The sequence below is a fragment of the Streptomyces sp. Tu6071 genome (assembly GCF_000213055.1).
GTDB classification, from domain to species: Bacteria; Actinomycetota; Actinomycetes; order Streptomycetales; family Streptomycetaceae; genus Streptomyces; species Streptomyces evansiae.
This window is the reverse complement of the sequence record NZ_CM001165.1, coordinates 815,395-841,669: the sequence shown is the minus strand read 5'-3', so window position 1 is coordinate 841,669 and position 26,275 is coordinate 815,395. Positions and strand designations below refer to the sequence as shown.

The following is a 26,275-nucleotide window of genomic DNA, read 5'->3' as shown; positions in this document are numbered from 1 at the left end:
AGGGCGAAGCCGTTGCCGCACGCCTCCCGGAACCCGGACCACGCTACGCCCGCCGCGCGTCCACGTCCTCGTCCACGTCCCCCAGATGCTCCACCACCGGCCAGTCCCCGCGCGCTCCCGCCGCGAGCAGCGCGGGCAGCCGGTCCGCGATCCCGCGCGGGCGCACCGTCTCCGCCGTCGTCGCGAGGGCCTCCGCGCTCCACCAGCGGTGGCCGTGCGTCGCCTCGCGCGTGTCGACACGCACGGCGGCGGTCTCGGCCGCGTCCAGGACGACCACGCGGAACTCCTCGTCCTGGTCGATCCGCACACCGTCCACCGTGAAGAGGGCCCGCCGCGTCCACACCACGGGGCCGAGCCGGCCGGACCGCAGCACGAGCCCCGTCTCCTCGGCCACTTCGCGCAGCGCCGCCTCCTCGGGCGACTCGCCCGCCTCGATGCCCCCGCCCACCGTGAACCACCACGCCGCGCCCGGCGTGCGCGGGTCGCGGGCGCACAGCAGGAGCAGACGCCCCCCGGGGTCGGTGAGCAGGACGCGAGACGTACGGCGCCTGCGGACGGCCGGGGTGCCACTCATACGCCCGGAGCCTCCCGTACGGCGATGCCGTGCCGCCTCAGCAGCGCGGCCGTCACGCCCTCGCCCGCCGTGAGCGTCCCCGTGAACGCGCCGTCGTAGACCCCGCCCGCGCCGCACGAGGGGCTGCGCGGCATGAGGACGGCCTCCGCGCAGCCCGTGCGGCGGGCCGTGGCCAGGGCGCGTTCGGCACCGGCGACGAAGGCCGCCGTCACGTCGTCCCCCGTGTCCTCCACGACCCGGGCCGTGCCCTCCAGCACCCCGTGCCCGTCCCCGCCGCGCAGTTCGGCGGGCCGGCGCGGCGTCGGAAGGCCCCCGGCCTGCTCGGGGCAGAAGGCGACGACGCGGCGCCCCGCGAGCAGTTCGTCCAGCGCCCCGCTCCGTTTGTCGCGCCCGTCGTAGCGGCACGCGACGCCGCGCAGGCAGGCGCTCACGAGGACGGGGGAGGGCTCGTTCAAGGTGTCCACGCCTTCACCGTACGCACCCCGCGCCCCTCGCGTACGACACTTCTGAGCGCTTGCTTTCCCGGGGCTTGTGCCGGGACCGCGCCGTTCATAGCATCGCCGGTGTTACATCAGTTGTGTCACAAGCCCTGGAGTCGTGCGGATGAGCGGAACAGCGGAGCGGGGCGGGCCCCTCGGCGGAGTGCGGGTCCTGGAACTGGCGGGGCTCGGCCCCGGGCCCTTCGCCGCGATGCTCCTCGCGGACCTCGGCGCGGACGTCGTACGGGTCGACCGGCCCGAGCGCGGCGGCATGTTCGGCATGGACCCCGCGCTCGACTTCACCAACCGGGGCAAGCGCTCCGTCGAACTCGACCTCAAGACCGAGGAGGGCGCCGCCGCTGTCCTCGCGCTCGCGGAGCGCGCCGACCTCCTCGTCGAGGGCTTCCGGCCCGGCGTCGCCGAACGCCTCGGCGTCGGCCCCGAGCAGGCGCTCGCCGCCAACCCGCGCCTCGTCTACGGGCGCGTGACCGGCTGGGGCCAGGAAGGCCCGCTCGCCCACCGCGCCGGGCACGACCTCACCTACCTCGCTCCAACCGGGGCCCTCGCGCTCGGCGGCGACCCCGAAGCGCCCCCCACCTTCCCGGCGAACCTCCTCGGCGACTTCGCGGGCGGCTCGCTCTACCTCGTCGTCGGTCTCCTCGCCGCGCTGCGGCACGCCGAGCGCACGGGCGAGGGCCAGGTCGTGGACGCCGCGATCGTCGACGGCGCCGCACACCTCACGACGCTCCTGCACGGCCTCATGGCGGCGGGAGGCTGGCAGGACCGGCGCGGCAGCAACCTCCTCGACGGCGGCAGTCCCTTCTACGGCTGCTACGAGACCGCCGACGGCAAGCACATGGCGGTCGGGGCCCTGGAGAAGCGCTTCTACAACGAGTTCACCGAACGCCTCGGCATCGCCGGAACGGCCCCCGCGCGCGAGGACTTCGACCACTGGGACGAGCTGCGCGCACGGATCGCGGCGGCCTTCAGGACCCGGACGCGGGCGGAGTGGACGAAGGTCTTCGCCGATTCGGACGGCTGCGTCGCACCCGTGCTGTCCCTGCGCGAAGCCCCCCACCACCCGCACCTCGCCGTCCGGAACACCTTCGTCCCCGGCCCCGACGGCACCCCGCAACCCGCCCCGGCCCCCCGCTTCTCCGCGACCCCGGCCCCGGCCCCCGGCCCGCTCCTGACCCCGGGCGCGGACACGGCGGCGGTGGCGGAGGAGTGGGGAGTCGAGGGCCTGACCGACCAGAGAAACAGCCCTTCCGGCGCTTGAGGAGCGGGGCCCGGGGCCGGAGCCCCGAAACGGGGCCGGGGGCAGTGCCCCGGCTTCGGGCCAACCCCTCGCCGGCACCCGCCCGCCCCCTCCCCGAAAGGCCGAGATGACCACCGAAGCGTACGTCTACGACGCCCTCCGCACCCCCCGGGGCCGCGGCAAGCAGTCCGGCTCCCTCCACGGCACGAAGCCGATCGACCTCGTCGTCGGTCTCCTCCACTCCCTCCAGGACCGCCTCCCCACCCTCGACCCCGCCGCGATCGACGACATCGTGCTCGGCGTCGTCTCGCCGCTCGGCGACCAGGGCTCCGACATCGCGCGCATCGCGGCGATCGCCGCCGGGCTGCCCGAGACCGTTGCCGGGGTGCAGGAGAACAGGTTCTGCGCCTCCGGGCTCGAAGCGGTCAACCTCGCCGCGGCGAAGGTCCGTTCGGGCTGGGAGGACCTCGTGATCGCGGGCGGCGTCGAGTCGATGTCGCGCGTCCCGATGGCCTCGGACGGCGGGGCCTGGGCGATGGACCCGATGACGAACCTGGAGACGGGCTTCGTCCCGCAGGGCATCGGGGCCGACCTCATCGCGACCATCGAGGGCTTCACGCGCCGCGACGTCGACGAGTACGCGGCCCTCTCGCAGGAACGCGCCGCGACCGCCTGGAAGGAGGGCCGCTTCGACCGCTCCGTCGTGCCCGTGCGCGACCGCAACGGCCTCGTCGTCCTCGACCGCGACGAGCACCCGCGCCCCGGTACGACGGCCGACAGCCTCGCGAAGCTCAAGCCGTCCTTCGCGGACATCGGCGAACTCGGCGGCTTCGACGCCGTCGCGCTCCAGAAGTACCACTGGGTCGAGGAGATCGACCACGTGCACCACGCGGGCAACTCCTCCGGGATCGTGGACGGTTCGGCGCTCGTCGCGATCGGTGGCGAGGAGGTCGGGCAGCGGTACGGGCTCCGCCCCCGCGCCCGTATCCTCTCCGCCGCCGTCTCCGGCTCGGACCCCACGATCATGCTCACGGGGCCCGCCCCCGCCTCGCGCAAGGCCCTCGCCAAGGCCGGTCTCACCGCCGCCGACATCGACCTGTACGAGATGAACGAGGCGTTCGCCGCCGTCGTCCTCCGCTTCGCCCGGGACATGGACGTCCCGCTCGACAGGATCAACGTCAACGGCGGCGCGATCGCCCTCGGCCACCCCCTCGGCGCCACGGGCGCGATGCTCCTCGGCACGCTCATCGACGAACTCGAACGCCAGGACAAGCGCTACGGCCTCGCCACCCTCTGCGTCGGCGGCGGCATGGGCGTCGCCACCGTGGTCGAACGCCTCTGACGGGCCCCGCCCCGCCCCCATTCGTACGCAACGGAGCCCAGGAGCCCACCCATGAGCGAGCCCACCCCCATCCGCTGGGAACGCGACGACACCGGCGTCCTCACCCTCGTCCTCGACGACCCCGCCCAGTCCGCCAACACGATGAACGCCGCCTTCCGCGCCGCGCTCGTCGCCACCGCCGACCGCCTCGAAGCCGAGCGCGACAGCGTCCGCGGCATCATCCTCACCTCCGCCAAGAAGACCTTCTTCGCGGGCGGCGACCTCCACGACCTGCGCGCGGCCCGCCCCGAGGACGCCGAGCGGGTCCTCGCCGACTCACTCGCGCTCAAGAGCGCCCTGCGGCGGATCGAGACCCTCGGCAAACCTGTCGTCGCCGCGATCAACGGGGCGGCGCTCGGCGGCGGTTACGAACTCGCCCTCGCGAGCCACCACCGCGTCGCGCTCGACGCCCCCGGCTACCGCGTCGGCCTCCCCGAGGTCACCCTCGGCCTGCTCCCCGGAGGAGGCGGCGTCACCCGCTCCGTGCGCCTCCTCGGCATCACCGACGCCCTCCTCACCCTCCTCCTCCAGGGCACCCAGCACACCCCGCGGCGCGCCCTGGAGAAGGGCCTCGTCGACGAACTCGCCACCGACCGCGACGACCTGCTCGCCAAGGCCCGCGCCTTCATCGACGCGCACCCCGAGTCCGCGCAGCCCTGGGACCGCCCCGGGTACCGCATCCCCGGCGGCACCCCCGCGCAGCCGAAGTTCGCCGCGAACCTCCCCGCCTTCCCCGCCAACCTCCGCAAGCAGACGGGCGGCGCTCCCTACCCCGCCCCGCGCGCCGTCATGGCCGCCGCCGTCGAGGGCTCCCAGGTCGACTTCGAGACCGCGCAGACCATCGAGGCCCGCTACTTCACGGGTCTCGTCACCGGCCAGACCGCGAAGAACATGATCCAGGCGTTCTTCTTCGACCTCCAGAAGGTCAACTCCGGTGCCGCGCGCCCCGCCCACGTCCCGCGCCGCGAGGCCGCGAAGGTCGCCGTCCTCGGCGCCGGGATGATGGGCGCGGGCATCGCGTACGCGTGCGCCCGCGCGGGCATCGAGGTCGTCCTCAAGGACGTCGACCCCGAGGCGGCGGCGCGCGGCAAGGCGTACTCCGAGAAGCTGCTCACGAAGGCCGTCGCGAAGGGCCGCAGGACCGAGGCCGAGAAGGCGGAACTCCTCGCGCGCATCACGCCGACCGCCGAGGCGAAGGACCTGGCGGGCTGCGACACCGTCATCGAGGCCGTCTTCGAGAACACCGCGCTCAAGCACCGGGTCTTCCAGGAGGTCCAGGACGTCGTCGCGCCCGACGCGCTCCTGTGCTCCAACACCTCCACGCTCCCCATCACGACCCTCGCCGAAGGCGTCGAGCGGCAGGCCGGCTTCATCGGGCTGCACTTCTTCTCGCCCGTCGACCGCATGCCGCTCGTCGAGATCATCAAGGGGGCGCGCACCGGCGACGAAGCCCTCGCGCACGCGGTCGACCTCGTGCGGCAGATCAACAAGACCCCGATCGTCGTCGCCGACGCGCGCGGCTTCTTCACCTCGCGGGTCATCGGGCAGTTCATCCAGGAGGGCGTGGCGATGGTCGCCGAGGGCGTCGAGCCCGCCTCCGTCGAACAGGCCGCCGCCCAGGCCGGCTACCCCGCGAAGGTCCTGTCGCTCGTCGACGAACTCACCCTCACCCTGCCGCGCAAGATCCGCGACGAGAGCCGCGCCGCCGTCGAGGCGGCGGGCGGCACATGGGCGGGACACCCCGCCGACGCCGTCATGGACCGCATGGTGGACGAGTTCCGGCGCCCCGGGCGCGCGGGCGGCGCGGGCTTCTACGAGTACGAGGACGGCAGGCGCGGGCGGCTGTGGCCCGGACTGCGCGAGCACTTCACGAAGCCGGGCACCGGGATCCCGTTCCGCGACATGAAGGAGCGGATGCTCTTCTCGGAAGCGCTCGACACCGCGCGCCTCCTGGACGACGAGCACGTGCTCGGCTCCGTCGCCGAGGCCAACATCGGCTCGATCCTCGGCATCGGCTTCCCCGGCTGGACCGGCGGCGTCCTCCAGTACGTCAACGGGTACGAGGGCGGACTGCCCGGATTCGTCGCCCGCGCGCGCGAACTCGCCGCCCGCTACGGCGAGCGCTTCGAGCCGCCCGCCTCGCTCGTGGCGCGGGCGGAGCGCGGGGAGCCGTACACCGACGAGGACTGACGCCGTACGGGGGAGTGGAGCCGGTCAGTCCGCGTCCGGCTCCCCTTCGCGCGCGCTCCCGCCCGCCGGGAACGCTCCCCGCAGCTCCGCGTTGAGCGAGCGCTGGAAAGCGGTGAGCAGCGCCTGGAGCACGAGCGGCTGCATGTGCGCCGACAGCGACCGCGCCTCGCCCGCCTCCCGCACCCCCACCTCGCCCCGGAACACCTCGCTCAGCTCGTGCGCCGTCCGCGCCGCGTTGCGCAGCAGCACCTCGCGCGCGCTCGCGATCGCCTCGCGCGACATGGGCAGGTCCAGGAGGCGCACGGCGAGCCCGACGAGGACGGTGTCGAGCACGTACCGCTCCCCGGCCCCCGGCACCGGCGTGAGCACCCCCATCGCCGCGAGCCGCTCCAGCTCGTCCGCCCCGAGGGGCCGCCCGATCCGCTCCTCCGCCTCCGCGCGCCCGCACTCCACGGCCGCGTCGGGCAGCCAGGAGGCGACCATCGCGCGGTGGATGGCCAGCTCGTACGCCGTCGTCTCCTCGGGAAGGCGTGCCACGTACCGCTCGATCGCGGCGAGCGTGAGGCCCTGCCGCCGCAGGTCGTCGACGAGCGCGAGGCGCGCGAGGTGCCCGGGGCCGTAGAGCCCGACGCGGCGCGGCCCGATCCGGGGCGGCGGGAGCAGCCCGCGCGTCGCGTAGAAGCGCACGGTACGGACCGTGAGGCCCGCGCGCGCCGCCAGCTCGTCGACCGTGTACGTGCGCCGCTCCTCCGGCTCGGGGGCGCCCGGCGTCGCGGGCGTGCGCGCGGTGCGGGTGACTGCCACGATCCTTCTCCCCGGGGGCTGCGGTGCGTCTGTGCGGTGGAACACTATTGCTGTCTCACCGATGTTGTGAAGATCCAGTCCGTCACCGAGGGTTGCGCACCCGCTCGTGCCGGGTAGCTCTTGGACATGCACCTGCTCCTCGCGGGATCGCTCCTGATCGCCTCAACCCTGCTCCTCGCCCGCGCGCTCTCCGTCCGCAGGCGCGGGCGCTGGGGCGCACCCGCCGCGGCGGCGCCCGCCGCGCCGCTCGCGGGCATCGTCGTCGCCGCCCCTGGCCCGCTGCCCCCGCCCGGTGGCCCCCGCCACACCGACCAGGCCCGCCGCGAGGCGGCCCGGGTCCGCGCCGAGGCCGAACTGCGCGACCGCGCGTCGGAACTCGCGGCCCTCCTCGCGGCCCGGAGCGCCTGAGCCCCGCCCGCACCTCCGGTCACTGCCCGTACCCGCCCCCCACCCCTGCCCTGGCCCCGCCCGCACCCCCGTCCCCCGGCCGTCACCGCCGCAACCCGCGCATACTGGAGGCACCCCGACCACCCCGAGGAGAGGTGCCCCGTGCCGCCCAGCGCCCCGCCGCCCGAGCCGCCCCCGCCCGGCGGGGTGCTGTGGAGTCTCGCCGGGGACGTGCGGATGCTGCTCGTGCTCCCCTCCGCGCTGCTCCTCCAGGTCGCGCACCCCGCCGTCGGCGCGGGCGTCGACACACACTCCGTCTTCCGCACCGACCCCTGGGGCCGCGCCGCGCGCTCCCTCGACTCGCTCCTGCTGTGGGTCTACGGGGGCGAGGCGGCCCGCGCCGAGGGCCGGAGGCTGCGCCGGATGCACCGCGACATCAGCGGCACCGACACCCGGGGCCGTGCCTACCACGCGCTGCGCCCCGAGACGTACGCGTGGGTGCACGCGACCGGCTACCCGGTCAACCGGCGCGGTCTCGCCCTCCTCGTCCGCCCCCTCACCCCGGCCCAGGACCGCGCCCTGTACGCGGAGTGGCTGCGGGTCGGGCGGCTGCTCGGGCTGCGCGAGCGGGACATGCCCGCGACGCCGGAGGAGTTCTGGCCGTACTACCGCCGGATGCTCGCCACGGAGGTGGAGACGAACGCGGTCGTGCGCGACCTCCTCGCCACGGACACCCGCGTCCCCGCCCCGGACCGCGGCCCGCTCGCCCTGCGCCTGACCCTGCGCGCCCTGTGGCCGCTCCTGCTGCCCCTCGCCCTGCGCGCCCGCCGCTTCCTGACGATCGGCTTCCTCCCCGCCGACGCCCGCGCCGCCCTCGGCCTGGACTGGAGCCCCGCGCGGGAACGCCGCCTCCGCCGTCTCGCGACGGCCTTCCGCCTCCTGACCCCCGCCCTGCCCGAACGCCTCCGCTATCTCCCGTACGCGCGCCGCGCTCGCGCGGAGGCCAGGCGGGGCCGCGCCTGAACCGCGGGCCCCCTCAGGCCCCCGGCACCTCCGTCACGAGCCGCGCGGCCTCCCGCGCGCACCCCCACGCCACCGTCACGCCCGCCCCGCCGTGCCCGTAGTTGTGCACGACCGGTGTGCCGTCCGCCAAGTGCTCCGCCGTGAGACGGACGCCGCCGGTGCGGGCGGGGCGCAGGCCGACGCGGTGGGCGAGGACGCGGGCTCCGGTGATCTCCGGGCGCAGCGCGGCGCAGTCGCGGACGATCGCCTCCGCCGTGGCCGGGTCCGGGCTCTCGCGGAAGTCGTGCTCCTCCGCCGTGCCGCCGAGGAGCAGCCCGTACGGCTGCGGTATGTAGTAGACCGAACGGTCGCCCCCGCCCGCCGTGGACGTGAACCACGTCGTCACGCCGGGGTTCTCGACGAGGACGAGCTGCCCGCGCACCGGGTGCACCGCCTCGTCGGGCACGAGGGAACGCGCGCCCAGGCCCGTGCAGTTGACGACGGCGCGCGCCCCGTCGGCCGCTTCGGCGAGCGAGGGGGCGGTACGGGGCAGGAGGCGGCAGCCCGCCGCGCGCAGCCGCTGCTCCAGCCAGGCCAGGTGGTGCGGCATGTCGACGACGGGCAGCCGGCCGAAGAGCCCGGGGGAGTGCGGGGACTCCGCCGCCGTCGCCGTGCGCAGACCCCGTACGGACCCGGCCCACGGCCCCAGCGTGTCGAACGACGTCTCCGCGTGCACGCCCTCGACGAGCCGGACGCCGGTCTGCTCGGGCTCCGCCGCCCACTCCTCGTACACCGCGAGCGTCTCCAGCGCCCACGCGCCGACCCGCTCCTCCGGCTCGATGTGGTACGGCCACCACAGGCCGCCCGCGACCGCCGACGTGGCCCGCGCCGCGGGCCGCTGCGCCCACACCTCCACCTCGTGCCCGGCGGCGCGCAGCTCCAGTGCCGTACTCAGCCCGATCACCCCCGAGCCGAGGACGCGGACCGGGGCCGAGATGCCGACAGAAGGTGAGGTCATGGCCCAAGACCGTACCGCCGGGGTGCTCGGCACACCCGGCCCACCCCTGGAGAGAGCCCGCCGCGCGGCACGACGCGTGCGGGAGCGCCGCCTTTGTCCCGCCTTGTGGCCGTGACGAGCCCGGGGGCCGCGAGGCCGGGCCCGTCGAAGAAGCGGTCTTCGGCGGTGCGGGTAACGGGCTTGCCGGGCCCGCGCACGTCGGCGGGCAGGCAGCGCGTCGCGCCGTCCGGACGCGGGACGAGCGGGGCCTGTGCGTGCGCGAGGGCGGTACTCGTCGACTCCTGCCCGAACACGGCCGCATACAGGGGCCGTTGGAGGCAAGACGCAGGGCAGGGGACGGGGGCGGCTCGTACGGGAGCCGCCCCCTCGTATCCCTTGTGCGGGGGGAGTCGTACGGGCTCAGCGCCCGGAGCGCCCCCCGCGCCGCTGACCGCCCTGGCCCCCCTGGCCGCCGTTCTGGCCGCCGCCGGTGAGGCCCGCGCGCCGCAGCGCGTCCGCCATCGCCGAGTTGACCGGCGCGGGGCCGCCCGCACCGCCGGAACGCGTCGAGCCGCCGGAACGCCCCGCTCCGCCGGAACGCGCCGCGCCGCCCGCGGTCCCCGTACCGCCCCCGCCACCGCCACCGCCACCGCGCTGGCGCGGCGGGCGCTGACCGCCCCCGCGCCGCTCGCCGCCGTTGGCGTCCTGACCCTGCGGGGCGCGCGGTCCGCGCTCCTGGCGGCCGGCGCCGCCGCGCCGTCCGCCGCGCTCCGCGCCGATCTCGTCGTCGAGCCGCAGCGTCAGCGAGATCCGCTTGCGCGGCAGGTCCACGTCGAGGACCTTGACCTTCACGATGTCGCCCGGCTTGACGACCTCGCGCGGGTCCTTCACGAACTCCCGCGAGAGCGCCGAGACATGCACGAGCCCGTCCTGGTGGACGCCGATGTCGATGAAGGCCCCGAAGGCCGCGACGTTCGTCACGACACCCTCCAGGACCATGCCCGGCTCCAGGTCGGAGAGCTTCTCCACGCCCTCCTTGAAGGTCGCCGTGCGGAACGCGGGCCGCGGGTCGCGCCCCGGCTTCTCCAGCTCGCGCAGGATGTCCGTCACGGTCGGCAGACCGAAGGTCTCGTCCACGAACTCGTCCGGGCGCAGCGAGCGCAGCGTCCCCGTGTCGCCGAGAAGCGCGGCGACCTCGCCGCCCGTCGCCTTCGCGATCCTGCGCACGACCGGGTACGCCTCGGGGTGCACGCTGGAGGCGTCGAGCGGGTCGCTGCCGCCGCGGATGCGCAGGAAGCCCGCGCACTGCTCGTACGCCTTGGGGCCGAGCCGCGCGACCTTCTTCAGCTCCGCGCGGGAGCCGAAGGGGCCGTTCTCGTCGCGGTGCCGCACGATGTTCTCGGCGAGCGTGGCACTGACCCCGGAGACCCGCGACAGGAGCGGCGTGGACGCGGTGTTGACGTCGACGCCGACGCCGTTGACACAGTCCTCGACGACCGCGTCGAGCGAGCGCGAGAGCTTCACCTCGGACAGGTCGTGCTGATACTGGCCGACGCCGATCGACTTCGGGTCGATCTTGACCAGCTCGGCGAGCGGGTCCTGGAGGCGGCGCGCGATGGAGACGGCGCCGCGCAGCGAGACGTCCAGCTCGGGGAGTTCCTGCGAGGCGAAGGCCGAGGCCGAGTAGACCGAGGCGCCCGCCTCCGAGACGACGACCTTCGTGAGCTTCAGCTCCGGGTGCGCCGCGATGAGTTCGCCCGCGAGCTTGTCGGTCTCGCGCGAGGCGGTGCCGTTGCCGATCGCGACGAGGTCGACGTGGTGCCGCTCGGCGAGCCGGGCGAGGGTCGCGAGCGATTCGTCCCAGCGGTTGCGCGGGGCGTGCGGGTAGATCGTGTCGGTCGCGACGACCTTGCCCGTCGCGTCCACGACGGCGACCTTCACGCCCGTGCGCAGGCCCGGGTCGAGCCCCAGCGTCGCGCGGGTCCCGGCGGGCGCGGCGAGCAGCAGGTCGCGCAGGTTCGCCGCGAAGACCGTGACGGCCTCGTCCTCGGCCGTCGTACGGAGGCGGAGGCGCAGGTCGATGCCGAGGTGCACGAGGACGCGGGTGCGCCAGGCCCAGCGGACCGTCTCGCGCAGCCACGCGTCCCCGGGCCGCCCCCGGTCGGCGATCCCGAAGCGGTGCGCGATGACGCCCTCGTACGAGGAGGGCGTGCCCGGCTCGGCGGGCGGCTCCTCGGGCTCCAGGGTGAGGTCCAGGACCTCTTCCTTCTCGCCGCGCAGGAGAGCGAGGACGCGGTGCGAGGGGAGCTTGGCGAAGGGCTCGGCGAAGTCGAAGTAGTCGGAGAACTTCGCGCCCGCCTCCTCCTTGCCCTCACGGACCGTCGAGGAGAGGCTGCCGCGCGTCCACATGCGCTCGCGCAGTTCCCCGATGAGGTCGGCGTCCTCGGCGAAGCGCTCCGAGAGGATCGCGCGGGCCCCGTCGAGCGCGGCCTGCGTGTCCGCGACGCCCTTGTCCGCGTCCACGTAGGCGGCGGCCACCTCGGCCGGCTCCCGCGAGGGGTCGGCGAGCAGCCCTTCCGCGAGGGGTTCGAGCCCGGCCTCGCGGGCGATCTGCGCCTTGGTGCGGCGCTTGGGCTTGAAGGGGAGGTAGACGTCCTCCAGGCGCGCCTTCGTGTCCGCGCCGAGGATACGGGCCTCGACCTCCTCGGTGAGCTTGCCCTGCTCCCGTACGGAGTCGAGCACCGCCGCGCGCCGCTCCTCCAGCTCCCGCAGGTAGCGCAGCCGCTCCTCCAGGGTCCGCAGCTGGGCGTCGTCGAGCGTGCCCGTGACCTCCTTGCGGTAGCGCGCGATGAAGGGCACCGTCGAGCCGCCGTCCAGCAGCTCGACGGCCGACCTCACCTGCCGCTCCTGAACTCCGAGTTCCTCGGCAATGCGTCCCTCGATGGACGCTGATTCGGTGGACCCCGTGCGGGCTGTCGTCACGTTCCCGTACCGCCTTCTGACTTGCGAAGCTTGGGGCCATTCTGGCAGGCGGCACCCGGACGGCGGGGCAGGGCCGAGGGGCTCAGGCGCGGTGGGCGGTGCTGGAGGCGCCGCCGAAGAGCCGTGCGACGGCGCGGAACGGCAGCGTGACGACGGTGGCGATGGCGGAGCCGATCTGTCGCAGGACGTCGGCGATGGCGCGGAACATGGTGTTCTCCTTCCGGGGGTGTCGCCGGGGGAGTCCCCTCTCCGGCGTACGGAACGGGTTGCCCCGCGCCGTACGCCTAAACCCCCGGTGATCACAAGCCCCCGCGCGGGCCTAGTCCTTGCCAAAGATCCCCGCAGGGAAGGCCCCCGCCGCGATGCCCGCGCGCGTGAAGCCGGTCGCGAGCTCGGTGAGGCGGGCGACGTCCTCGGCGCCGAGGTGCGCGTACGGGGCCTCGTCGAGCGCGTCCGTCTCCGTCTCGACACGGGTGCGCAGGGCCTGCCCCGCCTCGGTCAGTTCGCCCTCCGCGTCGAGCAGACCGCGCTCCCGCAGCCGGTCGGCCGCCGCCTCCCAGTCGGCGCGGCGCCAGCCGCGGCTCGCGATGACGAAGCGCGGCACCATGCCGCGTCCGGTGGCGGTGTGCGTCACGAGTGCCTCGACCGGGTCGAGCCCGGCCCGGAGCAGGACGTGCACGTGCCCGTCGCCCCGGTGCTCGCGCAGCAGCGTCGCCGCGTGCCAGTACGCGAGGTGCGGCTCCTCCGGCACGGGGAGGTCGGCGTGCGCCGCGTAGAGCGGGCGCCCCTCGGGACGGCACGCCTCGGCGGCCCGGAGCGCGAGCCGCGCGGCGTCCTTCATCTCGGCCGACTCCACGGCGTCGTCGCCGAGCAGCCGCCGCAGCAGGCGGTCCACGGTGCGCAGCCGGGCCGCGAGCACGACGTCGGGTGCGGCCGTGTCCCACGCGGCGGGCAGATGGCGGGCGACGAGTTCCGGCGAGAAGTTGTAGAAGCTCGCCGTCACGGCACCGGCCCCGACCGGGCCGAAGGCGGCGGCGCGCGTGGCGAGGTAGACGGCGGAGGAGTCGGTGAGCCCGGCCTCGCCCATCTCGGCGGCGAGTTCGGGCGAGAAGTAGTGGAAGGAGTGCAGCGGATTGACGGCGTTGTGACAGCGGCGCGCGGCACGCTCGGGCAGCGGGGTGCGGGTCGGTTCGCTCATACCCGTACGTTACCTACTGGTAGGTACGTGATGGCAGTGGCCGGGAGGACGGGATTCCCGTTGTCGCCGCGCGGACGGCCCCCGGGCACGTACCGTCGCGCCGTACCCGCACCACCCGAGAACCGGGAGCCCCCGTGCCGCTCATCGCCCTCGCCCTCTTCGACGGCTTCACCGCGCTCGACGCGATCGGCCCGTACGAGATGGTGTGCCGCGTCCCCGGGGCGCGCACCGTCTTCGTCGCCGACCGCCCCCGGCCCGTCCTCGCCGACCGCGGCGAGGTGACGTTGGGCGCGACGCACGCGTACGAGGACGTCGCGGCGCCCGACCTGCTGCTCGTCCCCGGCGGCCCCGGGCAGAGCGCGCACATGACCGATCCCGCGCTCCTCGGCTGGCTGCGCGCCGCGGACGCGCGCACGCGCTGGACGACCTCGGTGTGCACGGGCGCGCTGCTCCTCGCGGCGGCGGGCCTCCTGACCGGGCGGCGCGCCACGACCCACTGGCTCTTCCCCGACGTGCTCCGGGAGTACGGGGCCGAGCCGGTCGCCGAGCGCGTCGTGCGCGACGGCAAGTACGTCACCGCCGCAGGCGTCTCGGCCGGGATCGACATGGGCCTCGCGCTCGTCGGCGAACTCGCCGGGCGGGCCCGTGCCGAGGAGGTCCAGCTCGCCACCGAGTACGACCCCGAGCCGCCCTACGACGCGGGCTCCCCGGCGAAGGCCCCGGCCGCGCTCGTGGCGCGGTTGCGCGCCGGGCGCAGGCCCGTCGTCGACGACGGGACGTACAGTCCTGTGCGGGCGGCCCGGCCTGGGGCGGTGAGCGAGGGACGGCGGGATGAGTGAGGTGGCGGGGGGCTGCGGGCCCGCGGGGACGGGTCGCGCGCCGCTCGGCGCGATGGTGGTGCGCGTGGCGCGGCTGCACCGGGTGCTCGCCGGGCAGTTGCTGCGCGAAGTGGGGCTCCACGTGGGCCAGGAACTCGTGATGCTGGAGCTGTGGGAGCGCGGCAGGCTGCGGCAGGTGGACCTCGCGGAGGTCCTGGGCGCGGAGGCGGCGACCGTGACCCGCACCGTACGGCGCCTGGAGCAGGCCGGGTTCGTCCGCAGGGTGCCCTCGCCGACCGACCGGCGCTCCGTCCTCGTGGAGGCCACCGTCGCCTCGCTCGGCGTACGGCGCCGGGTCGAGGAGCTGTGGGACGAGCTGGAGTCCTGGCTGACCGAGGACCTCGGCGAGGACGAGAAGGCGGAGAGCGTCCGGGTCCTGGAACGCCTGGAGGAACGCTTGCTGCGGCGGGTGGAGCCGGGCGGGAGGGACTGAGCGGGCGCGCGGGCGGGGGCTGGGCTGATGGGGCCCGAGCGGGGCGTGCGCCGCGTCGCGTTCCGGGCGCTCGCCGCGCGCCGGGCCGGGCGGGAAGGGACCGGCCCGGCCGGGGAGCGTGCGTCCCCGGTGTGCCGACAGGCGGTCCCGCCCGGCCGCTCGGTCAGGCGCCGAGGGGCGGGTAGTCCGTGTAGCCGCGCGCGTCGCCGCCGTAGAAGGTCGTCAGGTCCGGGGTGTTGAAGGGGCCCCCGGCCCGCAGGCGGGCCGGGAGGTCCGGGTTGGCGAGGAAGAGCGCGCCGAAGGAGAGGAGGTCCGTCGTGCCGTCCTCGACGAGCTTCAGGCTCTCGGCGCCGGTGGGGGACCCGGCCGTGAAGGGGTTGAGGACGAAGGCCCCCGGCCACTGCTTCCGCAGGCGCAGCAGCAGCTCGCGCACCCCGGGCGCCTCCATCTGGTGCAGGTAGGCGAGGCCGAGCGGGGCGAGCGCGTCGACCAAGGCGGTGTACGTGGCCTCCAGGTCCGCCGGGTCGGTCTCGGCGATGTCGTTGAACGGGTTGCCGGGCGAGATCCGGAAGCCGACCCGCTCGGGGCCGATCGCCCCGGCCACGGCCTTCGCGACCTCGACCGCGAAACGGATGCGCCCCTCGGGACCGCCGCCCCACGCGTCGGTGCGGACATTGGAGTTGGGCGCGAGGAACTGGTGGACCAGGTAGCCGTTGGCGCCGTGGATCTCGACCCCGTCGAAACCGGCCTCGATCGCGTTCCGCGCCGCGCGCGCGAAGTCCGCGACCGTCTCCTCGACCTCCGCCCCGGTCAGTGCGCGCGGCTCCACGAAGTCCTGCGGGCCCTCGCCGGTGAACACCTGCCCGGCGGCCCTCACGGCCGAGGGCGCCACGGGCGTGAGCCCGGTCAGGCTCGGGTGGCCGATGCGGCCCGTGTGCATGATCTGGAGGAAGATCACGCCGCCCTCGGCGTGCACCGCCTCGGTGACCCGGCGCCAGGCCGCGACCTGCTCGGCGGAGTGGATGCCGGGCGTGGCCGGGTAGCCCTGGCCCGCGGGGGAGGGCTGCACCCCCTCGGTGACGATCAGCCCGGCGCTCGCCCGCTGCGCGTAGTAGAGGGCGGTCAGCTCGGTCGGCGTACGGCTCTCCGCGTCGGCGCGGCTGCGCGTCATGGGGGCCATGACGACGCGGTTGGCCAGGGTGGTGCCGGCGAGCGGGAAGGGCTCGAAAACCTGGGACATGGGCTGCTCCTCAACGTATTTCCTGTCCGGACAAGTGAAACCGCCCGGAGAAGCGGCGGGCAAACGGCCCGTGGACGCTTGGCACCTCAAGCGGTGCTGCGATGAGCGAAGTTATCGCGTCGGTCCCAGGTGCGATCCGTACGGGAATAGAAAGCTGACCGGGCAAGTTGAAGCCCCGAAATCGGTACGGGTTCCCGGGCGACCGGGGCGGCGACCGGGCGATCCGGACCGGGCAGCATGCGACCCGTATCGTTCAGCGCGTGGCCAAAGATGGTCGAAGACCGTCGATCCCCGGCCATTTGCTGTCAGTGGGGTGGTACGGACCTGCGAGGTGCCGACACTCGGGCGCGTGGTGACTACCGAACGCGACGACGACGAGCCGGACATGGACACAGAAGGGAACGGGGGCGACGGGCCGAGGCCCTGGGAAGGGGTGTGGCGCTTCACCGCCCCCGCCGTCGACGTCTCCGTGCCGCAGGCCAGGCACGCCGTACGCGACCTGCTGCGCCGCCAGGGCGTTCCGCTCGCCCCCGACCTCGCCCAGGGCCTCCTGCTCATCGTCTCCGAACTCGTCACCAACGCGGTCCGGCACGCGGCCGTCGTCTCGCCCGAGCTGGCCGTCGAGGTCGCGGCGGGCGCGGACTGGGTACGGGTCGCCGTCGAGGACGGCCACCCCTACCGGCCCACCGCGCTGGAGGCCGACGCGGGACAGACCGGGGGGCGCGGGCTGCTCCTCGTCCGGGAGATCGTCCGCGAGGAGGGCGGCGCCTGCGACGTCGAGCACACGGCGGGCGGCGGAAAGGTCTGCTGGGCCGCCCTGCCGCTCACCCCGCGCACGTGAGGACCGCCGCCGTCACGACCCCGGGCGCCGCGCGGGCGCGGGTCACACGGGCGCGGGCCACGCACGCGGGGGCCGCCGTTGTACGGACCGCGACGGCGGGAGCCGCCGCGGGGCGGGCTCACCAGTCCGCCGTACCGCCCGTCAGCTCCCGCACCGCGGGCCGCACCGCGTCCAGCACGGTCGGGAACCATGTCGAGAAGGTGTCCCGCGCGTGCCGCTCGGCCAGTTCCCGCGGCGTCACGAAGACGGTCTCCGCGATCTCCTCGGGGTCCGGCGCCAGCGTGCTCGGCGAGAGCCCGACGAAAAGGTGGTTGTACTCCTGCTCCACGAGCCCGGAGAGCGGGTCGGGGTGGTTGTAGCGGACCGTGCCGGCCTCGGCGAGCAGCGTGGGGGCGACCCCCAGCTCCTCGAAGGTGCGGCGCGCGGCGGCGGCGAAGGGGGCCTCGCCCGGGTAGGGGTGGCCGCAGCACGTGTTCGACCAGACGCCGGGGGAGTGGTACTTGCCGAGCGCGCGGCGCTGGAGCAGCAGCCGCCCCTCGCGGTCGAAGAGGAAGACGGAGAAGGCGCGGTGCAACTGGCCCGGGGGCTGGTGAGCGGCGAGCTTCTCCGCCGTACCGATGGTGGCCCCGCTCTCGTCCACCAGCTCCAGGAGGATGTCCTCGGTGCTGGTGGAGGGGGAGGAACTGTCGGCCGCGGTGGCTGATGAGATCGGCATGCGCATCCTTCGCTTCTGGCTTGCCCCAAGTCTGCCGTACGCCGCGCGCGCGCCCCGCAACCGCCCGCCCACGCGTCGTGCCCGCCCCGACGGGTCCCGCGAGGGCGCGGCCCCCGCCTACAGACAGCTTCCGGCCTCGTGCTCCGCGTGCCCGCCGGGCTCCAGCTGGAAGGTGCAGTGCTCCACGTCGAAGTGGTGCCCGAGGCAGCCCTGCAGCTCGTGGAGCATCTTCTCGTGGCCGACCGAGTCGAGGACGGCCGAGTCGACGACGACGTGCGCCGAGAGCACCGGCATCCCCGAGGTGATCGTCCACGCGTGCAGGTCGTGGACCGCCCGCACCCCGGGCGTGCCGAGGATGTGCGCCCGTACCTCCGCGAGATCGACCCCGCGCGGCGCCGCCTCCAGGAGCACGTTGAGCGTGTCCCGCAGCAGCCGCCACGTGCGCGGCACGATCATCAGCCCGATCAGCAGCGAGGCGATCGTGTCCGCGTACGGCCAGCCGGTGAGCCACACGAGGAGCGCCGAGACGATCACGGCGAGCGAGCCGAGCGCGTCGGCCATGACCTCCAGGAAGGCCCCGCGCACGTTGAGGCTCTCCTCCTGGCCGCGCAGCAGCAGGCCGAGCGAGACGCAGTTCGCGACGAGACCCACGACCCCCACCAGGAGGGCGAGCGAGCCGTCCGTCTGCGCGGGGTCCATGAACCGCCGCACCGCCTCGTAGACGACGTACCCGCCCACCCCGAGCAGCAGCAGGCAGTTCGCGAGCGCCGCCAGGATCTCCGCCCGCGCGTACCCGAACGTCGCCGTGTCGCTCGGCGGGCGCGCGGCGACGTGCACCGCGAGCAGCGCCATGCCGAGGCCGAGCGCGTCCGTCGCCATGTGCGCCGCGTCGGCGACGAGCGCGAGCGAGTGCGAGAGGAGGCCGCCCGCGATCTCGACGACCATCACGGCGAGGGTCAGGACGAGGGCGAGGCGGAGCCGGCCGCGGTGGGCGTGCGTCGCGGTGCCGTGCGCGTGGTCGTGACCCATGGGTGCCTCCCCTTCTCGCGGTCAGTGAACCCTTACCCGCCCGCGTGAGGCAACACGAGGCTGAACACCGTTGTCATTGCGCTCATCAGCGGCTTTGGCGGAACGCCGCCCCGCACTCCGCTCCCCGGGCGCCGGAGGGGCCTGATCAAAGGGAATCCCCTTCGTCCGGATACGCCCCCGCGCGTTTGGGAACCCGCCACCCGATCGCGCATGATGATCACGCGCTTCGGCGGTCCTCGGGCCGTGAACGGGTGGTGAACCCCCGGTACACGGCATCGGATAACCTCAGCCGACGCCCGCCCCTCACGCTCCCCCCGGTGTGGTCCGCGGTGCACGTCACCCCCTTCGCTGCCCGGCCCGGCGCCGGGCCGGCCCCCAAGGAGTGAGTTCCTCTGTCGACCGCCATCCTCACCGGTCCGCCGGTGCCCGGCTCACCCCTGGAGGGTGAGCTGCGGGCGCTCGGCTTCGGGGTGCGGGTCGTCACCGAACCGTCGCAGACCCCGAGCGCCCTCGCGAGTGTCCCCGCCGGGGAACGCGTCGCGCTCGTCGACTCCCGGTTCGTGGGCCACACGCATTCCCTGCGGCTCGCACTCACCGACCCCCGGTTCCCCGCCGCCGCCGTCCCCGGCGCCGTCACCGCGCAACCCGAGGCCCGCCCCGCCCTCGCCCACGCGCTCGACACCGCCGTACGCGGAGCGGCCCCGGCCGTCCCCGGCGCCCCCCTCGCGCCCGCCGCGCACCCCCTGCGCCAGCCGATGCCCGCCGAGGGCGGAGCCCCCGGCACCGAGGTACTCCCCCAGACCGACACCGGCGACCCGCTGCCCGACCGGCTCGCCGGACTCCTCGACGCGGACGGCACCGCCGTGCACCGCCCCGACCTCGGCTCGCTCGTCGCCGCCGTACCCGCGAGCCCGCAGCAGCGCAACGAGGCACGGCAGTCCGTCGAGGCCGTCGATGAGGAGGCGGTCCGGCTCCGCTCGGCCGTCAAGGCCCGCGACGGCTTCTTCACCACGCACTTCATCAGCCCGTACTCGCGCTACATCGCCCGCTGGTGCGCGCGCCGCGGCCTCACCCCGAACCAGGTCACGACCGCCTCGCTGCTCACCGCGCTCATCGCCGCCGCCTGCGCGGCCACGGGCACGCGGCCCGGGTACGTCGCGGCCGGCGTGCTGCTCCTCGCCTCGTTCGTCCTGGACTGCACCGACGGCCAGCTCGCCCGCTACTCGCTCCAGTACTCGACGCTCGGCGCCTGGCTCGACGCGACCTTCGACCGCGCCAAGGAGTACGCGTACTACGCGGGCCTCGCCCTCGGCGCGGCGCGCGGCGGGGACGACGTCTGGGCGCTCGCGCTCGGCGCGATGGTCCTCCAGACCTGCCGCCACGTCATCGACTTCTCCTTCAACGAGGCCAATCACGACGCCGCGGCCAACACGAGCCCGACCGCCGCGCTCTCCGGCAAGCTCGACTCGGTCGGCTGGACCGTGTGGCTGCGCCGCATGATCGTGCTGCCCATCGGCGAGCGCTGGGCGATGATCGCCGTGCTCACCGCGTGCACCACGCCGCGCGTCACCTTCGTCGTGCTCCTCATCGGCTGCGGCCTCGCCGCCTGCTACACGACCGCGGGCCGCCTGCTGCGCTCGGTGACCCGCAGGGCCACCCGCACCGACCGCGCCGCCCAGGCCCTCGCCGACCTCGCCGACTCCGGCCCGCTCGCCCGCGGCCTCGCCCGCGCGCTGCGCCCGCTCGGCCGCGCCCTGCCGCGCGTCGCCGTGCCGCTGCTCGCCCTGCTCGGCGCCGCCGCCGTCACCGCGAGCGCCGCCTTCACGTCGTACGGCTCCGCCTGGCCCGTCCTCGGCGCCGCGGTCTACACGCTCTTCTCCGCGCTCGCCGTCTCGCGCCCGCTCAAGGGCGCCCTGGACTGGCTCGTACCGCCCTTCCTGCGCGCCGCCGAGTACGGCACGATCCTGCTGCTCGCGGCGCGCAGTGACACGCACGGCGCGCTTCCCGCGGCCTTCGGGCTCGTCGCGGCGGTCGCCTACCATCACTACGACACGGTGTACCGCATCCGCGGTGGCACCGGCGCTCCGCCCCGCTGGCTCACCCAGGCCATCGCCGGACACGAGGGCAGGACCCTGCTGGTCGCCCTCCTCGCGGCGGTCCTCGGCGGGAGCGGTTTCGCCACCGCGCTCACGGCCCTGGCCGTGCTCGTGGCCCTCGTGGTGCTCTTCGAGAGCATCCGCTTCTGGGTGTCCGCAGGGGCACCCGCCGTACACGACGAAGGAGAACCCGCATGATCGGCCTCGTGCTCGCGGCCGGCGCCGGAAGGCGTCTGCGCCCGTACACCGACACCCTGCCCAAGGCGCTGGTGCCGGTCGGGCCCGAAGGCCAGGAGGAGAGCCTCACGGTCCTCGACCTGACCCTCGGCAACTTCGCCGAGATCGGCCTCACCGAGGTCGCGGTCATCGTCGGCTACCGCAAGGAGGCCGTCTACGCCCGCCGCGAGGCCTTGGAGGCCAAGTACGGGCTGAAGATCACGCTGATCGACAACGACAAGGCCGAGGAGTGGAACAACGCCTACTCCCTGTGGTGCGGCCGTGACGCGATCAAGCACTCGGTGATCCTCGCCAACGGCGACACCGTCCACCCCGTCTCCGTCGAGAAGACGCTGCTCGCCGCGCGCGGCGAGGGCAAGAAGATCATCCTCGCCCTCGACACGGTGAAGAAGCTCGCCGACGAGGAGATGAAGGTCGTCGTGGAGCCCGGCAAGGGCGTCCGCAGGATCACCAAGCTCATGGACCCGGCCGAGGCGACCGGCGAGTACATCGGCGTGACCCTCATCGAGGGCGACGCCGCCGAGCAGCTCGCCGACGCGCTGAAGACCACGTACGAGCGCGACCCGCAGCTCTACTACGAGGACGGCTACCAGGAGCTCGTCAACCGCGGCTTCACCATCGATGTCGCCCCCATCGGCGAGGTCAGCTGGGTCGAGATCGACAACCACGAGGACCTGGCCAAGGGGCGGGAGATCGCGTGCCGGTACTGACGCGGCTCATTCCCTCGCCGCTCGCCGTCGACATCCGCCCCGGCGCCCTGGACGATCTCGCGACCGTCCTGTGCGACCAGCGGATCTCGGCGTCGGGCAAGCTCGCCATCGCGATCAGCGGCGGTTCCGGGGCCCGGCTGCGCGAGCGGCTGGCCCCGGCCCTGCCGGGCGCGAGCTGGTACGAGGTGGGCGGCGGCACCCTCGACGACGCGATCCGGCTCGCCGACGCGATGAAGTCGGGGCACTACGACGCGGTCGTGGGCCTCGGCGGCGGCAAGATCATCGACTGCGCCAAGTACGCCGCCGCGCGTATCGGGCTGCCGCTCGTCGCCGTCGCCACGAACCTCTCGCACGACGGGCTCTGCTCCCCGGTGGCGACCCTCGACAACGACGCGGGCCGCGGCTCCTACGGGGTGCCCAACCCGATCGCCGTCGTGATCGACCTCGACGTCATCCGCGAGGCCCCGGCCCGCTACGTGCGCTCCGGCATCGGCGACGTGATCTCCAACATCTCCGCGGTCGCCGACTGGGAGCTGTCCCACCGCGTCACCGGCGAGTCGATCGACGGCCTCGCCGCGGCGATGGCGCGGCAGGCCGGCGAGGCGATCCTGCGCCACCCCGGCGACGTCAGCCAGGACGACTTCCTCCAGACGCTCGCCGAGGGCCTCGTCATGACCGGCATCTCGATGTCGGTCGCCGGGGACTCGCGCCCCGCCTCCGGCGCCTGCCACGAGATCAACCACGCCTTCGACCTGCTCTTCCCCAAGCGCGCGGCGAGCCACGGCGAGCAGTGCGGGATGGGCGCGGTCTTCGCGATGCACCTGCGCGGCGCGGGCGAGCAGGCCGGCTACATGGCCGAGGTGCTGCGCCGCCACCAGCAGCCCGTACTGCCCGGCGACATCGGCTTCTCGGTGGACGAGTTCGTCCAGGCCGTCGAGTTCGCCCCGCAGACCCGACCGGGCCGCTACACGATCCTCGAACACCTCAACCTGTCGACAGACCAGATCAAGGACGCGTACGCCGACTATGCCAAGGCCATCGGTAGCTGAACTCCGCCCCGTCGTCCACCCCGCCGGGGTCAAGGACCGACGCAGCGGCGAGCACTGGGCCGGCCGGATCTACATGCGCGAGATCTCGCTGCGCATAGACCGGTACCTGGTGAACACCAAGGTCACGCCCAATCAGCTGACCTACCTGATGACGTTCTTCGGTGTCCTCGCCTGCCCGGCGCTGCTGTGGCCGGGCATCCCGGGGGCCGTGCTCGGGGCCGTCATGGCCCAGCTCTACCTGCTCCTCGACTGCGTGGACGGCGAGGTCGCCCGCTGGAAGAAGCAGTTCTCGCTCAGCGGGGTCTGGCTCGACCGCGTCGGCGCCTACCTCACGGACGCCGCCGTCCTCGTCGGCTTCGGGCTGCGCGGCGCCGACCTCTTCGGCACCGGCCGCATCGACTGGCTGTGGGCCTTCCTCGGCACGCTCGCCGCGCTCGGCGCGATCCTCATCAAGTCGGAGACGGACCTCGTCGGCGTCGCCCGCCACCAGGGCGGACTGCCCGTCGTCAAGGACGCCGCGGCCGAGCCGCGCTCCTCCGGGATGGCGCTCGCCCGCCGGGCCGCCGCCGCCCTCCAGTTCCACCGGCTGATCCTCGGCATCGAGGCCTCGCTGCTCATCATCGTGCTCGCGGTGATCGACCAGGTCCGCGGCGACCTCTTCTTCACCCGTCTCGGGATCGCCGTTCTCGCCGCCATCGCGCTCGTGCAGACGCTGCTGCACCTCGTGTCGATCCTCGCCTCCAGCCGGCTGAAGTGAAGCTGTCCGTGACGAGCGAACACGTGCGACGAGCGATATGAGCGCCGCGTCCCGGGCACCGGGTTGTCCCGGGCTCGGGGGCGCAAGAAGGAAGAGGAAGCAGCCATGAGTCAGTCCGCGCCGACGGTGGGCGCCGTCATCATCACCATGGGCAACCGGCCCGAGGAGCTGCGACTGCTCCTCGACTCGGTCGCCAAGCAGGACGGCGAGCCCGTCCAGGTCGTCGTCGTCGGCAACGGCTCCCCGGTGCCCGAGGTGCCCGAGGGCGTCCGCACCGTCGAGCTGCCCGAGAACCTCGGCATCCCCGGGGGCCGCAACGTCGGGATCGAGGCGTTCGGCCCGGCCGGGCGCGAGGTCGACATCCTCCTCTTCCTCGACGACGACGGGCTCCTGGAGCGGACCGACACCGCGGAGCTGTGCCGCGAGGCGTTCCTGGCGAACGAGAAGCTCGGCATCATCAGCTTCCGCATCGCCGACCCCGAGACCGGTGTCACGCAGCGCCGGCACGTCCCGCGCCTGCGGGCCTCGGACCCGATGCGCTCCTCCGAGGTCACGACGTTCCTCGGCGGCGCCAACGCGGTCCGCACCCGGGTCTTCGCCGAGGCCGGACTGCTGCCGGGGGACTTCTTCTACGCGCACGAGGAGACCGACCTCGCCTGGCGTGCCCTGGACGCCGGCTGGTCGATCGACTACCGGGCCGACATGGTGCTCCTGCACCCGACGACGGCCCCCTCGCGGCACGCGGTCTACCACCGCATGGTGGCCCGCAACCGGGTCTGGCTCGCGCGCCGCAACCTGCCGCTGCCCCTCGTCCCCGTCTACCTCGGAGTGTGGCTCCTGCTCACCCTCGCGCGGCGCCCGAACGGTGCCGCGCTGCGGGCCTGGTTCGGCGGTTTCCGCGAGGGCTGGGCGAAGGGCTGCGGTCCGCGCCGCCCGATGCGCTGGCGCACGGTGTGGCGGCTCACCCGGCTGGGCCGTCCGCCGATCATCTGACACGCTGTCCCGCACAGCCGTACCGCGGCGGTGCCGGTGCCCCGGACGCGAGCGCGCCCGGGGCACCGGCGGACCGCAGTCCCCGCAGTCCCCGCAGACGAAGGTTCCCCCGTGAGTGACACAACGCAGGAGAAGGGCGTCACGGTGAGCACACCCACGCTCCCGCCCTCGCCCGACGAAGGGCTCAGCCGCCCCGAGCTGGCGGCGAAGTACGGGCTGACGGTGAGCGGCGCCCGGCCGGGGCTGCTCGCGTACATCCGTGAGCTGTGGGGCCGCCGCCACTTCATCCTGGCGTTCTCCCGGGCGAAGCTCACCGCCCAGTACAGCCAGGCGAAGCTCGGCCAGCTGTGGCAGGTCGCGACGCCGCTGCTCAACGCGCTCGTCTACTTCTTCATCTTCGGGCTGCTGCTCGGGGCGCGGAAGGGCATCGACAAGGACATCTACGTCCCCTTCCTCGTCACCGGCGTCTTCATCTTCTCCTTCACGCAGTCCTCGGTGCAGGCGGGCGTACGGGCCATCTCGGGCAACCTGGGTCTCGTGCGCGCCCTGCACTTCCCGCGCGCCTCGCTGCCCGTCTCCTTCTCGCTCCAGCAGCTCCAGCAGCTCCTGTACTCGATGATCGTGCTGGTCGTGGTGCTCTTCGCGACCGGCTGCTGGCCGAACATGCGCTGGCCGCTCGTCGTCCCCGCGCTCGTGCTCCAGTTCGTGTTCAACACGGGGCTCGCGCTGATCTTCGCGCGGGCCGGGGCGAAGACCCCCGACCTCGCGCAGCTCATGCCCTTCGTGATGCGCACGTGGATGTACGCCTCGGGCGTCATGTTCAGCCTCCCCGCCATGCTCGCGGACAAGGACGTGCCCGGCTGGGTGGGCGACGTCCTCCAGTGGAACCCGGCGGCCGTCTACATGGACCTCGTGCGCTACGCGCTCATCGACGGCTACGGCAGCAGCTACCTGCCGCCGCACGTGTGGGCCTTCGCGCTGGGCTGGGCCGTGGTCGTCGGGGTCCTCGGGTTCGTGTACTTCTGGAAGGCGGAAGAGCGGTATGGCCGTGGCTGAGGGACGCAACGCGGGCCGTGAGCACATGCCCACGGTGATCGCGGACGAGCTGCACATCGTCTACCGGGTGCACGGGGCCAAGGGCGGGAAGGGCAGCGCCACCGCGGCGCTCAACCGCATCGTCAAGCGCGGCGACTCGCCCGGGGTGCGCAAGGTGCACGCGGTGCGCGGGGTCTCCTTCACCGCGTACCGGGGACAGGCCATCGGCCTCATCGGCTCCAACGGCTCGGGCAAGTCGACGCTCCTGCGCGCGATCGCAGGGCTGCTGCCCGCCGAGAGCGGCAAGGTCTACACGGACGGGCAGCCCTCGCTGCTCGGCGTCAACGCGGCGCTCATGAACGACCTCACGGGCGAGCGCAACGTGATCCTCGGCGGCCTCGCGATGGGCATGAGCCGCGAGGAGGTCAAGGCCCGCTACCAGGAGATCGTGGACTTCTCGGGGATCAACGAGAAGGGCGACTTCATCTCGCTGCCGATGCGCACCTACTCCTCCGGCATGGCGGCCCGCCTGCGTTTCTCCATCGCGGCGGCCAAGGACCACGACGTCCTGATGATCGACGAGGCCCTCGCGACGGGCGACCGCTCCTTCCAGAAGCGCTCCGAGGCCCGGATCAGGGAGCTGCGCAAGGAGGCCGGGACCGTCTTCCTCGTGAGCCACAACAACAAGTCGATCCGCGACACGTGCGACCGCGTGCTGTGGCTGGAGCACGGGGAGCTGCGGATGGACGGGCCCACGGCCGAGGTGATGAAGGAGTACGAGAAGTTCACCAGTAAGTAAATAGCTGAAATGCCGTAAGAGAGCTTTTCGTCCCCTCTTCGCGGCATCAGGAGCGAAAGCGGAACCCCTGCCGGACAAATCCGGCGGGGGTTCCGTCGTGTCACGGCGGCGGGCGCCGTTTATTCCCCGCGCGCGGCCGAGCGGGTCAAAGATCAGTCAACTAAGTCGCAGGTCGGGAAGGTTGACGGCAATCGGTGTGTTCTTGTGACGT

The 26,275-nt window shown here is 74.0% G+C and carries 25 protein-coding genes; 15 read left to right on the top strand and 10 right to left on the bottom strand.

Features of this window, described 5'->3' with window-relative positions; translation table 11 throughout:
* Positions 1-43 precede the first annotated feature (43 nt).
* Both STTU_RS03470 and STTU_RS03465 read right to left on the bottom strand, forming a co-directional pair.
* Positions 44-574: an NUDIX hydrolase gene (locus STTU_RS03470; RefSeq protein ID WP_043253980.1), complete on the bottom strand. Its 531-nt coding sequence runs from the start codon at positions 572-574 to the stop codon at positions 44-46.
* Positions 571-1,038 carry a DUF523 domain-containing protein gene (locus STTU_RS03465; RefSeq protein WP_007819873.1) on the bottom strand — a complete coding sequence of 156 codons (468 nt, stop codon included), beginning with the start codon at positions 1,036-1,038 and terminating at the stop codon, positions 571-573. Before STTU_RS03465 ends, STTU_RS03470 begins: the two co-directional genes overlap by 4 nt.
* Before the next feature lie 139 nt (positions 1,039-1,177).
* Between STTU_RS03465 and STTU_RS03460 the strand changes: the two genes are divergently transcribed.
* From STTU_RS03460 to STTU_RS03450, 3 genes are all read left to right on the top strand, one after another.
* On the top strand, positions 1,178-2,332 hold the full coding sequence (locus STTU_RS03460; RefSeq protein WP_007819871.1) for a CaiB/BaiF CoA transferase family protein: 1,155 nt from the start codon (positions 1,178-1,180) through the stop codon (positions 2,330-2,332).
* A 106-nt stretch (positions 2,333-2,438) separates the two neighbouring features.
* Entirely contained in the window at positions 2,439-3,653 is a 1,215-nt protein-coding gene (locus tag STTU_RS03455; RefSeq protein ID WP_007819870.1) for an acetyl-CoA C-acetyltransferase, read from the top strand.
* Positions 3,654-3,704: 51 nt separating this feature from the next.
* Positions 3,705-5,882, top strand: coding sequence for a 3-hydroxyacyl-CoA dehydrogenase NAD-binding domain-containing protein (locus STTU_RS03450; protein WP_007819869.1), 2,178 nt, complete (start codon positions 3,705-3,707; stop codon positions 5,880-5,882).
* Positions 5,883-5,906: 24 nt separating this feature from the next.
* Here STTU_RS03450 and STTU_RS03445 read toward each other — a convergent pair whose 3' ends face one another.
* Positions 5,907-6,686 carry a MerR family transcriptional regulator gene (locus tag STTU_RS03445; RefSeq protein WP_007819868.1) on the bottom strand — a complete coding sequence of 260 codons (780 nt, stop codon included), beginning with the start codon at positions 6,684-6,686 and terminating at the stop codon, positions 5,907-5,909.
* Between the two features lie 126 nt (positions 6,687-6,812).
* Between STTU_RS03445 and STTU_RS03440 the strand changes: the two genes are divergently transcribed.
* On the top strand, positions 6,813-7,094 hold the full coding sequence (locus STTU_RS03440; RefSeq protein WP_007819866.1) for a hypothetical protein: 282 nt from the start codon (positions 6,813-6,815) through the stop codon (positions 7,092-7,094).
* 141 nt (positions 7,095-7,235) lie between these two features.
* Positions 7,236-8,096 carry an oxygenase MpaB family protein gene (locus tag STTU_RS03435; protein ID WP_007819865.1) on the top strand — a complete coding sequence of 287 codons (861 nt, stop codon included), beginning with the start codon at positions 7,236-7,238 and terminating at the stop codon, positions 8,094-8,096.
* Positions 8,097-8,109: 13 nt separating this feature from the next.
* Here STTU_RS03435 and STTU_RS03430 read toward each other — a convergent pair whose 3' ends face one another.
* From STTU_RS03430 to STTU_RS03420, 4 genes are all read right to left on the bottom strand, one after another.
* Positions 8,110-9,093, bottom strand: coding sequence for an FAD-dependent oxidoreductase (locus STTU_RS03430; RefSeq protein WP_043253977.1), 984 nt, complete (start codon positions 9,091-9,093; stop codon positions 8,110-8,112).
* Positions 9,094-9,492: 399 nt separating this feature from the next.
* Positions 9,493-12,054, bottom strand: a complete 2,562-nt coding sequence (locus tag STTU_RS03425) for a Tex family protein (protein WP_007819862.1) — start codon at positions 12,052-12,054, stop codon at positions 9,493-9,495.
* An 82-nt stretch (positions 12,055-12,136) separates the two neighbouring features.
* Positions 12,137-12,262: an LPFR motif small protein gene (locus STTU_RS35830; protein WP_010266821.1), complete on the bottom strand. Its 126-nt coding sequence runs from the start codon at positions 12,260-12,262 to the stop codon at positions 12,137-12,139.
* 111 nt (positions 12,263-12,373) lie between these two features.
* Positions 12,374-13,252, bottom strand: a complete 879-nt coding sequence (locus STTU_RS03420; RefSeq protein ID WP_007819861.1) for an SCO6745 family protein — start codon at positions 13,250-13,252, stop codon at positions 12,374-12,376.
* Between the two features lie 134 nt (positions 13,253-13,386).
* On the opposite strand from STTU_RS03420, the gene STTU_RS03415 reads away from it, so the two are divergent.
* Positions 13,387-14,091, top strand: a complete 705-nt coding sequence (locus tag STTU_RS03415) for a DJ-1/PfpI family protein (RefSeq protein ID WP_007819860.1) — start codon at positions 13,387-13,389, stop codon at positions 14,089-14,091.
* Entirely contained in the window at positions 14,084-14,563 is a 480-nt protein-coding gene (locus tag STTU_RS03410) for a MarR family winged helix-turn-helix transcriptional regulator (RefSeq protein WP_052862311.1), read from the top strand. Before STTU_RS03415 ends, STTU_RS03410 begins: the two co-directional genes overlap by 8 nt.
* Before the next feature lie 163 nt (positions 14,564-14,726).
* Here the strand turns inward: STTU_RS03410 and STTU_RS03405 are convergent, their stop codons facing one another.
* Positions 14,727-15,803 carry an alkene reductase gene (locus STTU_RS03405; RefSeq protein ID WP_007819857.1) on the bottom strand — a complete coding sequence of 359 codons (1,077 nt, stop codon included), beginning with the start codon at positions 15,801-15,803 and terminating at the stop codon, positions 14,727-14,729.
* Positions 15,804-16,188: 385 nt separating this feature from the next.
* Here STTU_RS03405 and STTU_RS03400 point away from each other — a divergent pair, with 385 nt between their 5' ends.
* A complete protein-coding gene (locus STTU_RS03400) occupies positions 16,189-16,644 on the top strand; it encodes an ATP-binding protein (RefSeq protein ID WP_050794860.1) in 456 nt (151 codons plus the stop codon).
* Between the two features lie 118 nt (positions 16,645-16,762).
* On the opposite strand, the gene idi is transcribed toward STTU_RS03400, so the two are convergent.
* Positions 16,763-17,359, bottom strand: coding sequence for an isopentenyl-diphosphate Delta-isomerase (gene idi / locus STTU_RS03395; RefSeq protein WP_009069947.1), 597 nt, complete (start codon positions 17,357-17,359; stop codon positions 16,763-16,765).
* A 117-nt stretch (positions 17,360-17,476) separates the two neighbouring features.
* Complete coding sequence (locus STTU_RS03390) at positions 17,477-18,388, bottom strand: cation diffusion facilitator family transporter (RefSeq protein WP_007819852.1); 912 nt, start codon at positions 18,386-18,388, stop codon at positions 17,477-17,479.
* A 392-nt stretch (positions 18,389-18,780) separates the two neighbouring features.
* Here STTU_RS03390 and STTU_RS03385 point away from each other — a divergent pair, with 392 nt between their 5' ends.
* The 7 genes from STTU_RS03385 to STTU_RS03355 all read left to right on the top strand — a co-directional run bounded on the left by STTU_RS03385 (position 18,781) and on the right by STTU_RS03355 (position 26,064).
* Positions 18,781-20,682 carry a DUF5941 domain-containing protein gene (locus STTU_RS03385; protein ID WP_043253973.1) on the top strand — a complete coding sequence of 634 codons (1,902 nt, stop codon included), beginning with the start codon at positions 18,781-18,783 and terminating at the stop codon, positions 20,680-20,682.
* Positions 20,679-21,431 (top strand): sugar phosphate nucleotidyltransferase, encoded by a 753-nt coding sequence (locus STTU_RS03380; RefSeq protein WP_043253972.1) that lies wholly within the window; start codon positions 20,679-20,681, stop codon positions 21,429-21,431. Before STTU_RS03385 ends, STTU_RS03380 begins: the two co-directional genes overlap by 4 nt.
* Positions 21,419-22,480: an iron-containing alcohol dehydrogenase family protein gene (locus STTU_RS03375; RefSeq protein ID WP_009069955.1), complete on the top strand. Its 1,062-nt coding sequence runs from the start codon at positions 21,419-21,421 to the stop codon at positions 22,478-22,480. Before STTU_RS03380 ends, STTU_RS03375 begins: the two co-directional genes overlap by 13 nt.
* The gene (locus STTU_RS03370; protein ID WP_029396710.1) at positions 22,458-23,237 is read left to right on the top strand and encodes a CDP-alcohol phosphatidyltransferase family protein; all 780 of its coding nucleotides are present in this window, start codon (positions 22,458-22,460) and stop codon (positions 23,235-23,237) included. Before STTU_RS03375 ends, STTU_RS03370 begins: the two co-directional genes overlap by 23 nt.
* Before the next feature lie 105 nt (positions 23,238-23,342).
* A complete protein-coding gene (locus STTU_RS03365; RefSeq protein ID WP_043253970.1) occupies positions 23,343-24,230 on the top strand; it encodes a glycosyltransferase family 2 protein in 888 nt (295 codons plus the stop codon).
* A gap of 111 nt (positions 24,231-24,341) precedes the next feature.
* The gene (locus tag STTU_RS03360; RefSeq protein WP_007819842.1) at positions 24,342-25,286 is read left to right on the top strand and encodes an ABC transporter permease; all 945 of its coding nucleotides are present in this window, start codon (positions 24,342-24,344) and stop codon (positions 25,284-25,286) included.
* On the top strand, positions 25,273-26,064 hold the full coding sequence (locus tag STTU_RS03355) for an ABC transporter ATP-binding protein (RefSeq protein ID WP_010266784.1): 792 nt from the start codon (positions 25,273-25,275) through the stop codon (positions 26,062-26,064). Before STTU_RS03360 ends, STTU_RS03355 begins: the two co-directional genes overlap by 14 nt.
* The last annotated feature ends 211 nt before the right edge of the window (positions 26,065-26,275 follow it).

What these genes read in the sequence shown, in the direction of transcription:
- STTU_RS03400 (WP_050794860.1), top strand. Translation starts at nt 16,189, where the DNA reads ATGGACACAGAAGGGAACGGGGGCGACGGGCCGAGGCCCTGGGAAGGG.
- STTU_RS03365 (WP_043253970.1), top strand. Translation starts at nt 23,343, where the DNA reads ATGAGTCAGTCCGCGCCGACGGTGGGCGCCGTCATCATCACCATGGGC.
- idi (WP_009069947.1), bottom strand. Translation starts at nt 17,359, where the DNA reads ATGCCGATCTCATCAGCCACCGCGGCCGACAGTTCCTCCCCCTCCACC.
- STTU_RS03420 (WP_007819861.1), bottom strand. Translation starts at nt 13,252, where the DNA reads ATGAGCGAACCGACCCGCACCCCGCTGCCCGAGCGTGCCGCGCGCCGC.
- STTU_RS03440 (WP_007819866.1), top strand. Translation starts at nt 6,813, where the DNA reads ATGCACCTGCTCCTCGCGGGATCGCTCCTGATCGCCTCAACCCTGCTC.
- STTU_RS03450 (WP_007819869.1), top strand. Translation starts at nt 3,705, where the DNA reads ATGAGCGAGCCCACCCCCATCCGCTGGGAACGCGACGACACCGGCGTC.
- STTU_RS03455 (WP_007819870.1), top strand. Translation starts at nt 2,439, where the DNA reads ATGACCACCGAAGCGTACGTCTACGACGCCCTCCGCACCCCCCGGGGC.
- STTU_RS03380 (WP_043253972.1), top strand. Translation starts at nt 20,679, where the DNA reads ATGATCGGCCTCGTGCTCGCGGCCGGCGCCGGAAGGCGTCTGCGCCCG.
- STTU_RS03430 (WP_043253977.1), bottom strand. Translation starts at nt 9,093, where the DNA reads ATGACCTCACCTTCTGTCGGCATCTCGGCCCCGGTCCGCGTCCTCGGC.
- STTU_RS03355 (WP_010266784.1), top strand. Translation starts at nt 25,273, where the DNA reads ATGGCCGTGGCTGAGGGACGCAACGCGGGCCGTGAGCACATGCCCACG.
- STTU_RS03405 (WP_007819857.1), bottom strand. Translation starts at nt 15,803, where the DNA reads ATGTCCCAGGTTTTCGAGCCCTTCCCGCTCGCCGGCACCACCCTGGCC.
- STTU_RS03370 (WP_029396710.1), top strand. Translation starts at nt 22,458, where the DNA reads ATGCCAAGGCCATCGGTAGCTGAACTCCGCCCCGTCGTCCACCCCGCC.
- STTU_RS03410 (WP_052862311.1), top strand. Translation starts at nt 14,084, where the DNA reads ATGAGTGAGGTGGCGGGGGGCTGCGGGCCCGCGGGGACGGGTCGCGCG.
- STTU_RS35830 (WP_010266821.1), bottom strand. Translation starts at nt 12,262, where the DNA reads ATGTTCCGCGCCATCGCCGACGTCCTGCGACAGATCGGCTCCGCCATC.
- STTU_RS03460 (WP_007819871.1), top strand. Translation starts at nt 1,178, where the DNA reads ATGAGCGGAACAGCGGAGCGGGGCGGGCCCCTCGGCGGAGTGCGGGTC.
- STTU_RS03390 (WP_007819852.1), bottom strand. Translation starts at nt 18,388, where the DNA reads ATGGGTCACGACCACGCGCACGGCACCGCGACGCACGCCCACCGCGGC.
- STTU_RS03470 (WP_043253980.1), bottom strand. Translation starts at nt 574, where the DNA reads ATGAGTGGCACCCCGGCCGTCCGCAGGCGCCGTACGTCTCGCGTCCTG.